The organism is Massilia sp., assembly GCF_046293535.1.
In the GTDB taxonomy this organism is placed as follows: domain Bacteria; phylum Pseudomonadota; class Gammaproteobacteria; order Burkholderiales; family Burkholderiaceae_D; genus Telluria.
In genome coordinates this window covers 159,893-172,546 of sequence record NZ_JBKBOV010000005.1, presented here as the reverse complement: position 1 = coordinate 172,546, position 12,654 = coordinate 159,893, and the positions used below count along the sequence as shown (strand labels likewise).

The window sequence follows — 12,654 nt, the reverse complement described above, 5'->3', positions numbered from 1 at the left end:
CATGCGCGGACGGCGCGGGCGCGCCCTGGCGCGCGGGCATGGCTTGCCAGGCCGCGGCGCTCACGGCCGCCGCCGCCAGCACGCCACCGACCACCAGCGGCATGCGCAGGCGGCGCGGCGCATCCGGCTCGCCGGCGAATACCTCGGCGGCTGCCTTGTCGAGGATCCGGCGCGTCACTTGCGGGCTGTTCTCGACGTAGGCGCCGAGCAGCGCGCGGTCGCACAGCAGGTTGATGCGGCGCGGCACCCCGTGCGTCAGCGCATGGATGCGGGGCGTGAGCGCGGGCGGGAACGGCGTTCCGCCGGCGCCGGCCACCGCCAGCCGGTGCGCGACGTAGGCGCCGGTCTCGGCCTCGAGCAAGGGCCCCAGGTGGTAGCGCGCGATCACGCGCTGGGCCAGTTGCTCCAGCTCCGGACGGGCCAGCATGGCGCGCAGCTCGGGCTGGCCGATCAGGATGATCTGCAGCAGCTTGCGCTCGCTGGTCTCGAGGTTGGTCAGCAGGCGCAGCTGCTCCAGCACCTCGGCCGACAGGTTCTGGGCTTCGTCGATGACCAGCACGTTGTTCAAGCCCTGGGCGTGGGATGCCAGCAGGTAGCGGTTGATCGCGTCGACATAGCCTTTGAGGCCGATCGGCGTACCGGCCGGCGGCAAGTCGATGCGCAGCTCGTCGCATACGCTCAGCAGCAGTTCCTCGACGCTCAGGCGCGGGTTGAAGATATAGGCCAGGCGGCAGTTCTCGGGAATCTGCTCGATGAAGCAGCGGCACACCGTGGTCTTGCCGGCCCCGATCTCGCCGGTCAGCAGGACGAAACCGCCGCCGCTGCCTATGCCGTACAGCAAATGCGCCAGCGCCTCGCGGTGGCGCTCGCTCATGAACAGGTAGCGTGGGTCGGGGGCGATCGAGAACGGCGCGCCCTTCAGGTGGAAGTAGTGGTTATACATCATTGAACATGCGCAGCGATCATGCGGGTCCGGTGAGCGTCCTAGCGGACCGGCAGCGATTTGAACTTCTTGCAATATATCTTGCTTTTGTCATTCATGTAAGCGATCGTGCCGCCCGGCTTGGACACGCGCAAAGGATAAGGCGAGGCGTCGAGGGGCCGGTAGGCGATGCCGGTGCCGGCGCGGATCGCCCCTTCCAGCTCTTCCGGCGTGCTGTCGAGGACGGCGGCGATGAAGACCAGGTCGCTGCTGTCGTCGCTGACCATGACTTCCTTGACCTCGGCGCCCCACAGCGTGGCCTCGACCCTGAACCACCAGGCCCCGCCCTCGCGCTTGTAGGCCGGGCCGAAGGCGCTGCCCAGGTAATCGTAAAAGTAGCGGTTGTCGAGGTGGCTGCGGCACAGCAACGCATTGCCGACGACCTGGCTGAAGGTCGAGGGCATGGCCTGCGCGGCGGCAGGAGCGGCCAGGGAAGCGGTAAGAATCGCGCCCATCAGCGCGGCAGCAGGTGCCGGTCGAAAACGTCGCACGGCCACCTACAGTTTGGACAGCCAGGCGCGGTTGGCCGCGATCTGGGCCTTGACCGCGGCCGGCAGCGCCTCGAAGCAGCCGGGATGCTGCTTGAGGGCGTGCTCGCGCACTTCCTTGTGCATGCCGTTGACGAGGAACACATACACGGCGGCCCCTTCGGCGTTCTTGCGGGTGCCCATATAGCGAATCACGTGAGTTCTCCTTCCATGGCCGGCATTATGACACCGCATGGGCCTGCCGGGCCACGCGGCAGGCACGACCGGGGTCAAGGGACACGGCCGCGCCCTGCCGCCTACGCCCCGTGTTGCGGTGGTGCCACATGATGCCGCTCATCCTCTGGATTTGCACTCTGTTCCCCGCTTTCGCGCTTCCGTCGTTTTGCCGCGGCAAGCGCTGCCGGCTTGCCCTATCGTTCAGGCTCCCGAAAGTCTTTACCGACGAAGAAAAATGAAAAACGTCCTCAAGCCCGCCCTCCTCGCCGCCGTCATCGCCGCCGGTTTCCTCGCCATCCAGGGAAGCCGTGCCGAAGCACCGCTGGCGCAGGTGGCGCTGCAGCGCAGCGTGGCGGCTTTCAGCGCGATCGAACTCTCGGGGCCCTACAAGGTGGTGGTGCGGGCCCAGGGGCGCCAGGCCTTGAGGCTGTCGGGCGAACCCGGGCAGCTCGACGAGATCGAGACCTTCGTGCGCGGCGACACCCTGGTGGTGCGGCCGGTCCAGCGCAAGGGCTTCCATTTCGGCTGGGGCAAGCGGCGCGACCCGGTCCTCATCCACATCACGGCCAGCCAGCTCAAGAGCCTGGCGATGTCGGGCAGCGGCGACGTCGAGCTGGCCCAGCTGGCGGGCGAACGTTTCAGCATCCGCGTCGACGGGCCCGGCGACCTGCAGGCGGCGGGCGCGGTGCGCGAATTGACTGTGCGCGCCGGCGGCAGCGGCGACCTCGACCTGCACCGGGTGAAGGCGGCCAAGGTCGAGCTCGACATGTCTGGGCCGGGCGACGTGCGCCTGTCGGGGGTCGACAACTTGCTGGCGGCCACGCTCAGCGGTTCGGGCGACCTCGAAGCGGTCGACCTGCGCCTGGCGCGCCTGGAGGCGCGCATGAGCGGCCCGGGCGGCATGACAGTGTCGGGCAGCACGCGCGAACTGCGTGCCGAGATCACTGGCTCGGGCGACTTCGACGCCTGCTCGCTGGCGGCCGGCGCCGCCTCCACCGTCCAGCGCGGCCCGGGCAGCGCCTGCGTGGCCGGCGACATCACGCGTTTCGACGCCGAAGTGAGCGGCTCGGGCGACCTGGAGGCCAGCGGCCTGCGGGCGGCCAGCGCCGTGGTCCGCCTCGGCGGCCCCGGCAACGCCACGCTGAGCGGCAGCATCGGCGAACTCGGCGCCGAAGTCAGCGGTTCGGGCGACCTCGACGGGGACGAACTGCGCGTCAGGCGCGCGACCGTGAAGGCGCGCGGCCCGGGCGGCATCGAACTGGCCGGCGTGTCCGACACCCTGGACGCCGAACTGCACGGTTCGGGCGGCCTGGATGCGGACATGAACGGCAAACGCCTGTTGCTGAACATCACTGGCCCGGGTGCCGCCCATCTCAGGGGCAGGGTCGAGCTGGTCAAGGCCCGGCTCAGCGGTTCGGGCAGCCTCGAGGGGCGCGGCCTGACGGCGGCGCGCGCCGACATCGCCGTCACCGGTCCCGCCCATGCGGCGCTGAACGTCACCGGGCAGGACGAGCGCCGCGCCGCACGCAGGAACGCGGGCCGCGCGCAACTGCTGCTGGTGGACCGCAGCGGCCGCCGCCAGGCCGAGTAAGCCGGCTGGCGGGCGCCGCCGCGCGCCCGCTCCCTCCCCGCCTGACAGCCGTTTTTTCGCGCTCGACAATACCAGTTTCCGTACCAATAAAAATATTTGCAAAATCAATGACTTATGAAAATAACCTACGGTGATGGAACCATATCTGCAGCGCTAATTTGCATACCAGTTAAATACCTGTTGACATCGCTGTAGCGCCTGCCTATAGTGCGCTGACTTCTCCGGCAGAACCTTCCATCACATGATCGACTATCTCATCGGCGTCGACGGCGGCGGCACCGGCACCCGCGTGCGCCTGGCCCGTCGCACCAGCGCCGGCTTCACGGAAATCGCGCAGGCGACCGGCGGCCCCTCGGCCCTGTCGCGCGGCATCGACAATGCCTGGACCACCATCGACGGCGTCGTCGCCGAGGCCTTCGCCGCCAGCGGCATCGGTCAGGTCCCCTTGGCCGCCTGCGCCATCGGCCTCGGCCTGGCCGGCGTGCACAACAAGGAATGGGCGGCCCGGTTCATCGCCGCCAACCCGGGCTACGCCCTGCTGGCCCTCGATACCGACGGCTTTACTACCCTGATGGGCGCCCATGGCGGCCGGCCCGGCGCGATCGTCGCCATCGGCACCGGCAGCGTGGGCGAAGCCATGCTGGCCGACGGCGGCAAAGTGGAAGTCGGCGGCTGGGGTTTCCCGGCCGGGGACGAGGCGAGCGGCGCCTGGATGGGCCTGCGCGCGCTGAACCATATCGAACAGGTGCTGGACGGCCGCGTCGAAGGCCGCGCCTTCGCGCGCGAGGTGATCGATTTCTGCGGCGGTTCGCGCGACGCGGTGCAGGTCTGGCTGGGGCGCGCCAACCAGACCGCCTATGCCGGCCTGGCGCGCTTCGTGGTCGCGCACGGCGAGACCGACCCGGTGGCGCGCGCCATCCTCGAACACGCCGGACGCGAGGTGGCGAGCATCGCCGAGGCGCTCGACCGTTCGCACACCCTGCCGCTGGCCCTGTGCGGCGGCCTGGGCGAAGCCCTGCGCGCCTGGCTGCCGCCCGCCACCCTGGCGCGCTGCGTGCCGGCGCAAGGCGATTCGGCGGCCGGCGCGCTGCGCATGATCGCGCGCCGCCTGGAACAACAAGGAGCAGCACAATGAGCACGACAATGCGAGGCAACATCCTCACCCCCGGCGGCTGGATCCACGGCGAACTGCGCCATGGCGCCTTCATCGAAACGATCGACGGCCATGAAGTGGACCCGTCGGCCAACGGCGACGACTACATCCTCCCCGGCTTCATCGACGTGCACGTGCACGGCGGCGCCGGGCGCGACATGATGGAAGGCGGCGACGCCCCGCACCTGATCGCCGCGCTGCACGCCAGGCACGGCACCACCGCCCTGCTGGCCACCACCATGACCGCCCCGGTCGAGGACATCGAACGCTCCTTGAGCGCCATCGGCGCGGCCTGCCGCGCGCGCGGCAAGGGCGAGGCGCGCATTCTCGGGGTGCACCTGGAAGGCCCCTACATCAACTCCGGCAAGCTGGGCGCCCAGCCGCCGTATGCGCGCGAAGCCACGTTGGGCGAAGTGATGCGCTTCCATGCCATGGCCCCGATGCGCCTGATCACGGTGGCGCCCGAGATCGACGGCCACATGGAACTGGTGCGCGCGATCGCCGACGCCGGCATCCGGGTCCAGGTCGGCCACACCAGCGGCGGCTACGAGGTCGGCGTGCAGGCCCTCGCGCACGGCGCGGCCGGCTTCACCCACCTGTTCAACGCCATGCCCGGCCTGCACCACCGCGACCCCGGCATGGTCGGCGCCGCGCTCGCGCATGCCGAGTACGCCGAGATCATCCCCGACCTGCTGCACGTGCACCCGGGCGCGATCAAGACCGCGCTGCGCTGCATCCCGAAGCTGTTCTGCGTGACCGACTCGACCGCCGCCGCCGGCATGCCGGACGGCGAATACATGCTGGGCCGCCAGGTGGTCCACAAGTGCATGGGCGGCGTGCGCCTGGCCGACGGCACCCTGGCCGGCAGCACGCTCACCATGGACCAGGCGCTGCGCAACCTGGTGAAGATCGGCCTGCCGCTCAGCGAAGCCAGCCGCCGCGTGTCCACCAACGCCGCCGACTACCTCGGCGAAACCCAGCGCGGCCGCCTGGCGCCGGGCTGCCATGCCGACCTCGTGGTGCTCGACCGCGACCTCGACATCAAAGCCGTTTATATCGAAGGAGAAGCACAGTGACCGTCCCTACCTCGCTCATGTACCAGGAAGCCCTGTCCGCAGGAGATTGCGTGGAGCGGCAATTGGCGCAGGACGCCGAGCGCTACGCGGAACTGGGCCGCGCGCTGCGCGCGACCCAGTTCCACAGCGCGGTGACGGTCGCACGCGGCAGCTCCGACCATGCCTCGAGCTACCTGGCCTACCTGATCATGGCGCGCATGGGACGCCTGGTGACCTCGCTGCCGATGTCGCTGATCACGCTGTACAAGTCGCCCCTGGTCACCCGCGACACGCTGGCGGTGTCGATCTCGCAGTCCGGCCAGAGCCCGGACGTGGTCGAGCCGATCCAGTACTTCCGCGACGGCGGCGCCACCACGGTGGCGCTGGTGAACGACGCGAACTCGCCGCTGGCCCGGGCCGCCGAATGGACCATGCCCCTGCATGCCGGCAAGGAGCAGAGCGTGGCCGCCACCAAGAGCTTCATCGCCAGCATGGTCGCCGGCGCGCGCCTGGTGGCCGAGTGGCAGGACGATGCCGAACTGAAGGACGGCATTGCCGCCCTGCCCGACGCGCTGCGCGCCGCAAGCCAGGTCGACTGGTCGGCCGCGATCGAGGTGCTGGCGCCGGCCCGCAACATCATGGTGGTCGGACGCGGCATCAGCTTCCCGGTGGCGCTGGAGTCGGCCCTCAAGTTCAAGGAAACCTCGGCGCTGCAGGCCGAGGCCTTCAGCGGCGCCGAGATCAAGCATGGACCGATGGCGCTGATCGAGGAAGGCTATCCGCTCCTGATCTTCGCTACCCGCGGCCCGGCCCAGGCCGGCCTGGTGGCGCTGGCCGAGGAAATGCGCGGCCGTGGCGCGCGCGTGCTGCTCGCCGCCCCCGAGGACGTCGCCAGCCGCGACCTGCTGCTGCCGACCGCGGCGACGCCGGACCTCGATCCGATCGCCGCGATCCAGGCCTTCTACATGATGGCGGCGCGCCTGTCGGAAGCGCGCGGCCTCGACCCGGACAAGCCGCGCCACCTGAGCAAGGTCACCAAAACGAACTGAGCTGCCGCCCATGAACGACTACCTCGACCTCGCCGGCCAGCTGATCATGGTGCGGCTGTTCGGCACCGAGCTCGATGCCGACACCGACGCTTTCCTGCGCCAGTACAAGGTGCGCGGCGCCTGCCTGTTCCGCCAGAACATGGTGGACGCGCCCCAGCTGACGCGCTTGACCGGCGCCTTGCGCGACGCCATGGGTCCGCAGGCCCTGATCGCCCTCGACCAGGAAGGCGGCGCGGTGGTGCGCTCGACCTGGGTGCCGGCGCCGCCGAGCGCGATGGCGCTGGGCGCGGCCAATGACCCGCAACTGGCGCGCGAAGTCGGCGCCGCGGTGGCGCGCGCGGTGCGCGCCCTCGGCTTCAACTGGAACTTCGCGCCGGTGCTGGACCTCAACAATAACCCGCACAATCCGGTGATCGCCGAGCGCTCCTTCGGCGCCGATCCCGACACCGCGACCCGCATCGCGATGGCCTGGATGGAAGGCAGCGAAAGCGAGGGCGTGGCCTGCTGCGTCAAGCACTTCCCCGGCCACGGCGACACCCACGTCGACTCGCACCGCGACCTGCCGACGGTCGACAAGCCGCTGGCCGAACTGGAGCGCTTCGAGTTCAAGCCCTTCCGCATCGCCGCGCGGGGTGAAAATGCGGCCTCGGCCGTGATGACCGCCCACATCGTCTATCCGGCGCTGGATCCGCACAACCCGGCCACGATGTCGCGCCCCATCCTGACCGGCATCCTGCGCGAGCGCTTCGCTTACGAGGGCGTGATCATCACCGACGGCATGGACATGCACGCCATCGCGCACCGCTACGGCGCCGGCGAGGCCGCCGTGAACGCGCTGGTGGCCGGCGCCGACATGGTGATGGCGATCGGCTCGCGCGAGGCGCAGATCGAGACCGTGCACGCGATCGCGGAAGCGATCCGCAGCGGCGTGCTGCCGCTGCTTGAAGTCGAGGCACGCCTGGCGCGTCTGTCGAAGCTGGCCGCCGCGCACCCGGCCGGCCCGGTGAACTACCTGACCGAGATGGATGACCGCGCCCTGATGGCCCGCGCCTGGCGCGCCGGCCTGACGACCCTCGGCCAGCCCCGGCGTCCCGAACGCGGCGCGAAAGTGCGCCTGGTGGCGCGCGCCGACGTGGTCAGCGACGGCGTCTCGGAAGCCGGCGTGCCGGCCGCCGCCATCGCCGCCGCCCTGGGGCGCCTGTACGAGGTCGAACTGGTCACTTTCCTTGACGCCGAAACCTTCGACTGGAGCGCCCTGCCGCAGGACGGCCGCTTCACGATCCTGGCCTCGACCTCGCGCCGCCGCTACGGCCCGCATGCCCGCGCCACCTGGCTGCCCGACCTGCACGTGGCGCTGTGGAACCCCTACCAGGCGCTCGACTTCGACGCCCCGGCCCTGATGACCTACGGCTTCGCGGCGCCCGCCGTGGACGCGGTGCTCGACTGGCTGGCCGGAGAACTCGAAGCGTCGGGCTGCTGCCCGGTACCGGGCTTCGGCGGCGCATGAGGCCGTTGCAGGGTGGTCGGCTCTGCCGGCCGCGCGTTCAGCTAGGGAATACGCTGCCACAACGCATCCGTAAGTTGGACGCGCGCACGGCGAAGCCGTGCACCCTACGCTTGCGGAAAAGCATCAGGTAACGCTATGTAACGACGCCCCCATTCTCGCGCACGCTAAGGCACAATTGCCGAGCCTGAAAATGGCAGTTTTATGGGACAATGCACATTTTGCCGGGATAGCATTCTCACTACATTGCTGAGTATGTATGTCTCACCATTATCGACTTGATTGAAGGATTATTCATGGCCCAATTCCGTCTTGCCCGCCTCTGCCTGATGCTCGCCGCGATCGGCGCTTCCGCCCCGGCACTGGTGTCCAGCGCCCAGGCGCAGCAGAAGAGCGATGCGCAGGCTGCTGCCGCGCAGGCTGCGGCCAAGGACACCGTCCGTCCCGACATGTTCAAGTTGCTCGACCCGGCTGCCATCAAGCCGCTGATCGACGCCAAGAATTATGACGAAGTGAAGTCCCGCATCGCCCAGGCGGAAGCCATGCCGAACCGTACCCCGTACGAGGAATACGTCATCAACCGCATGAAGCTGTCCCTGGCCCTGGGCTCGGAAGACAACGCCGCGGCAATGCCGGTCATGGAAGCGATCCTGGCCTCGGGCCGCCTGTCCCCGGCCGAAACCCTGACCTATTACCAGGCACTGGGCGACGCCAACTTCAACGCCAAGAACTACGCCAAGGCAATCGAGTGGTACGGCCGCTACACCAAGGAAGGCGGCGACCCGGCCAAGGTGCAGCGCGCCCTGTCGCTGGCCCAGGTCAACAGCGGCAACTTCGCCGGCGCCAAGGAAGTCCTGATGGCGAACATCAACAAGGCCAAGAGCGCGGGCCAGAAGCCGGCCGAGAACGACCTGCGCCTGCTGGGCCAGGAAGCCAACAAGGCCAAGGACACCGAAACCTACATGTTCGCACTGGAGAACCTGGTCCAGTACTATCCGAACGACGACTTCTGGGTCGACCTGCTGAACCGTGGCGTGGCCCGCAAGGCCGGTTTCGACGAAGCCACCTATGGCCCGTCCATGCTGCGCCTGGAAATGGCGGCCGTGAAGCAGATGCCGCCGGAGCACTACATGTACCTGGCTGAAGTCGCCCTGCGCGACGGCTTCCCGGCCGAAGCCAAGAACGTGCTGGATGCGGGCTTCGCCGCCGGCGTCTTGGGCAAGGGCAGCGATGCCAAGAACCAGACCGCGATGCGCGCCAAGGCGACCAAGCAGGCTGCCGACGATGCCAAGACCATTGCCGCCGGTGAAGCGAGCGCGGCCAAGGCCAAGACCGGCGCCGGCCTCGTCAACCTGGGCTGGGCCTATGCCACCATGGACCAGGCCGACAAGGGCATCGGCTTCATCCAGCAGGGCATCGCCAAGGGCGGCCTGAAGGCCCCGGACGAAGCCAAGCTGCGCCTGGGCATGGCACAGGTTCGCGCCGGCAAGAAGGCCGACGCCATCCAGACCTTCCAGAGCATCACCGGCAAGGGCGGCGCCGCCGACCTGGCCAAGTACTGGGTCATGCTGCTGCAACAGCAGGCCTGATCGCCGGACAAGTCCACGATCTCGAAGAAAACCGGGCTGCGCGCCCGGTTTTTTTTCGTCCCTGCTTTGTCCGGCTTTTCTCGGGCTTGTGTGCGCGCGCGAACATCGAGGGCGCCTTGTCTGGCCGATAATTTCCGCCACTCAAACGCAGGCGGAGGCGGCATGACAGAGGTACGCAAGGGACAGGCACCGGCCAAGCTGGGACGCAACGAATTCCATCTGCGCTTCCGCCAGGCCTTCTTCGATCCCGCCTACGACAAGCTGGCGAGCGAACTGGAGGCCATCGAACAGGTGGCCTGGGAAGCCTATGACGAAGGCCGCAAGGCGCCGCGCACCGTGAAGGCCGGCCCCGGCTTTGCCGATCCCGGCTATGACTTGTCGATCGAGTGGAAAGAGACCCACGAGCGCCTCCTGGCTGCCGAGCGGCACCAGAAAGACCCGGCTTCGCGCAACCGCATCCTCCTGATCAACGGCTCGGCCCGCAACGACGGCACCTGCCCCGGCGAAGTGTCCAAGAGCTGGCGCCTGACCATGCTGGCGCGCGAGGTGCTGCTGGCCGAGGGTTTCGAAGCCGACGTGCTGGACCTGAGCCTGCTCAATTCCGACTACGATCGCCACATCCACCCCTGCAAGGGCTGCGTCTCGACCGCCATGCCGCTGTGCCACTGGCCCTGCAGCTGCTACCCCAACCATGCCGAGCGCCAGGTGGGCGACTGGATGAACGAGATCTACGAGCGCTGGGTGCTGGCGCACGGCGTCATCATCGTCACCCCGGTCTACTGGTACCAGGCGCCCGCCGTGCTCAAGCTGATGATCGACCGCCTGGTGTGCGCCGACGGCGGCAATCCCGACCCTTCCTCCACCCACGGCAAGAAGGCCGAAGCGGCCAAGGAGCTCGAACTGAAGGGCTGGGACTATCCCAAGCACCTGGCCGGGCGCGCCTACGGGCTGGTGGTGCACGGCGACGTCGCCGGCATCGAAGGCACGCGCCGCTCGCTGGCCGACTGGTTCGCCTGGATGGATTTCGTCGACGCCGGCAGCTTCGCCCAGCTCGACCGCTACATCGGCTACTACGAATCCTATGCCGAGAGCCACGACACCCTCGACCGCGATTGGGCGGTGCAGGAAGAGGTGCGCAACGTCGCGCGCGCCGTCATGGAGGCGGTGCGCGAAATCCGCGCCGGACGGGTCGCGGTGTCCCGGCATCGCCTGAAGGACCCGCGGCCGAAGTAGAATGCGAGGATGAACGACCTCGCAGAACTGATGCAATCGGCCGCCGGCGGCGGCAAGCTCCCCCTGTACCAGCAGCTCCAGCATGCGCTGCGCCGCGCCATCGACGAGGGTGCCTGGGGCTCGGCCTCGGCGATTCCCGCCGAGCGCCAGCTGGCCTCGGCCCTCGGCATCTCGCGCATCACGGTGCGCAAGGCGATCGACGCCCTGGTCGAGGAAGGCCTGCTGGTGCGCCGCCCGGGCGCCGGCAACTTCATCAATACCCGCATCGAGAAGAACTTCGCCAAGCTCAGTTCCTTTTCCGAAGACATGCGGGCGCGCGGGCGGGTGCCGCGCAACGAGTGGCTCAAGCGCTCGGAAGGCCTGGTGACGCCCGAGGAAGCACTGCGGCTGCGGCTCTCGCCGGGCACGCCGGTGTACCGTTTCAACCGCATCCGCTATGCCGACGAGCTGCCGATGTGCCTGGAGTACGCGACCATCGCCGCCTTCGCCCTGCCCTCGCTCGATGCGGTGGGCGATTCGATGTACGAGGCGCTCGGCGCCGCCGGCATGCGGCCGGTGCGGGCGCTGCAGCGACTGTCGGCGCTGCTGCTCGGCGCGGAACAGGCGCGCCTGTTGCAGACCCGCGAAGGCGACGCCGGACTGTGCGTGGAGCGGCTGGGGTTCGCGCGCGATGGCCGGGCGGTGGAGTTCTGCCGGTCCTGGTTCAGGGGCGACATGTACGACTTCGTGGCGGAGCTGAATGCGAGCTAGGCCAGCTTCTCGTTTCGCCTGTTAGCCTTGACACCGTCGTTCCCGCGCAGGCGGGAACCCGATTTTGCGTGCCCTTCCACGAGTACCGACCTCGGGTGGAAACTTGGATTCCCGCCTTCGCGGAAATGACGTGCCAGTGCTGGAGGTGAATGGTGGCCTTGCGGTTCCAACGACTCGCAGTGCCACCTTGAGCGATCAGACCGCGGTGAAGCCGCCGTCCACCACCATCTCGTGGCCGTTGACGTAGGACGCCTGCTCCGAGGCCAGCCACATGGCGGCATTCGCGATCTCGGCGGTCTCGGCGAAGCGCTTCATCGGATGCGCCGCCTTGAGCTTCTTCTCGCTGGACGGATCGCGCTCGACCGCGCGCGCCAGCATCGGCGTCTTCACCGCGCCCGGGCACAGGGCATTGATGCGGATGCCTTCGTGGGCGTACTCGGCCGCCGCGCTCCTGGTCAGGCCGACCACGGCGTGCTTGCTGGCGGCGTAGATCGCCCGGTTCGGCGCGCCCACCATGCCCGACACGCAGGACACGTTGACGATCGCGCCACTGCCCTGGCTGAGCATCTGGCGCAGCTGGTACTTCATGCACAGCCACACGCCCTTGACGTTGGCGCCCATGATGCGGTCGAACTGCTCTTCGTTGCCCTCGGCCAGCGTCGCGCACTCTTCGTCCACGGCTGCGTTGTTGATGGCGATGTCCAGGCGGCCGTAGTAGTTGATGGCCTTCTCGACCAGCGCCTCGACCTCGTTCGCCTTGGTGACGTCGCTGCGGACGAACAACGCCTTGCCGCCGTTCTCCACGATCATCGCGGCGGTCGCATGGCCGCCGTCGATGGCGGTGTCGGCGACGACGACGTGCGCTCCGGCGCGGCCGAACGCCAGCGCGATGGCACGGCCGATCCCGCTGGCCGCACCCGTGACCAGTGCCACCTTGCCGGAGAACGGCAGTTCCTGCGGCGCTTGCGCTTTTGATATCCCCTTCATGATGCTCCTGATGCTGTGCAAATAATGCTTCCCAAGGGCAACATTTTAACGCAGCAT

General features: G+C 68.6%; 12 protein-coding genes. 8 read left to right on the top strand and 4 right to left on the bottom strand.

Features of this window, described 5'->3' with window-relative positions; translation table 11 throughout:
- From ACK4S9_RS04965 to ACK4S9_RS04955, 3 genes are all read right to left on the bottom strand, one after another.
- A partial coding sequence (locus ACK4S9_RS04965; RefSeq protein WP_409722292.1) for an ExeA family protein occupies window positions 1–943 on the bottom strand: 943 nt, incomplete at its 3' end.
- Window positions 944–984: 41 nt separating this feature from the next.
- Window positions 985–1,473, bottom strand: coding sequence for a hypothetical protein (locus ACK4S9_RS04960; protein ID WP_409722289.1), 489 nt, complete (start codon window positions 1,471–1,473; stop codon window positions 985–987).
- A gap of 6 nt (window positions 1,474–1,479) precedes the next feature.
- The gene (locus ACK4S9_RS04955; RefSeq protein WP_409722285.1) at window positions 1,480–1,665 is read right to left on the bottom strand and encodes a hypothetical protein; all 186 of its coding nucleotides are present in this window, start codon (window positions 1,663–1,665) and stop codon (window positions 1,480–1,482) included.
- A gap of 256 nt (window positions 1,666–1,921) precedes the next feature.
- Between ACK4S9_RS04955 and ACK4S9_RS04950 the strand changes: the two genes are divergently transcribed.
- The 8 genes from ACK4S9_RS04950 to ACK4S9_RS04915 all read left to right on the top strand — a co-directional run bounded on the left by ACK4S9_RS04950 (window position 1,922) and on the right by ACK4S9_RS04915 (window position 11,610).
- On the top strand, window positions 1,922–3,277 hold the full coding sequence (locus ACK4S9_RS04950; RefSeq protein ID WP_409722282.1) for a GIN domain-containing protein: 1,356 nt from the start codon (window positions 1,922–1,924) through the stop codon (window positions 3,275–3,277).
- Window positions 3,278–3,518: 241 nt separating this feature from the next.
- Window positions 3,519–4,412 (top strand): BadF/BadG/BcrA/BcrD ATPase family protein, encoded by an 894-nt coding sequence (locus tag ACK4S9_RS04945; protein ID WP_409722279.1) that lies wholly within the window; start codon window positions 3,519–3,521, stop codon window positions 4,410–4,412.
- Window positions 4,409–5,506 (top strand): N-acetylglucosamine-6-phosphate deacetylase, encoded by a 1,098-nt coding sequence (nagA, locus tag ACK4S9_RS04940; protein WP_409722276.1) that lies wholly within the window; start codon window positions 4,409–4,411, stop codon window positions 5,504–5,506. Before ACK4S9_RS04945 ends, nagA begins: the two co-directional genes overlap by 4 nt.
- A gap of 17 nt (window positions 5,507–5,523) precedes the next feature.
- Window positions 5,524–6,534: an SIS domain-containing protein gene (locus ACK4S9_RS04935; RefSeq protein WP_409722307.1), complete on the top strand. Its 1,011-nt coding sequence runs from the start codon at window positions 5,524–5,526 to the stop codon at window positions 6,532–6,534.
- A 10-nt stretch (window positions 6,535–6,544) separates the two neighbouring features.
- Window positions 6,545–8,041 carry a beta-N-acetylhexosaminidase gene (nagZ, locus tag ACK4S9_RS04930; protein ID WP_409722273.1) on the top strand — a complete coding sequence of 499 codons (1,497 nt, stop codon included), beginning with the start codon at window positions 6,545–6,547 and terminating at the stop codon, window positions 8,039–8,041.
- Window positions 8,042–8,334: 293 nt separating this feature from the next.
- Window positions 8,335–9,627, top strand: coding sequence for a tetratricopeptide repeat protein (locus ACK4S9_RS04925; protein WP_409722270.1), 1,293 nt, complete (start codon window positions 8,335–8,337; stop codon window positions 9,625–9,627).
- A 162-nt stretch (window positions 9,628–9,789) separates the two neighbouring features.
- Window positions 9,790–10,860 carry a flavodoxin family protein gene (locus tag ACK4S9_RS04920; protein ID WP_409722267.1) on the top strand — a complete coding sequence of 357 codons (1,071 nt, stop codon included), beginning with the start codon at window positions 9,790–9,792 and terminating at the stop codon, window positions 10,858–10,860.
- A gap of 9 nt (window positions 10,861–10,869) precedes the next feature.
- Entirely contained in the window at window positions 10,870–11,610 is a 741-nt protein-coding gene (locus ACK4S9_RS04915; RefSeq protein ID WP_409722265.1) for a GntR family transcriptional regulator, read from the top strand.
- Between the two features lie 195 nt (window positions 11,611–11,805).
- On the opposite strand, the gene ACK4S9_RS04910 is transcribed toward ACK4S9_RS04915, so the two are convergent.
- Entirely contained in the window at window positions 11,806–12,597 is a 792-nt protein-coding gene (locus ACK4S9_RS04910; protein WP_409722263.1) for an SDR family oxidoreductase, read from the bottom strand.
- Between the last annotated feature and the right edge of the window lie 57 nt (window positions 12,598–12,654).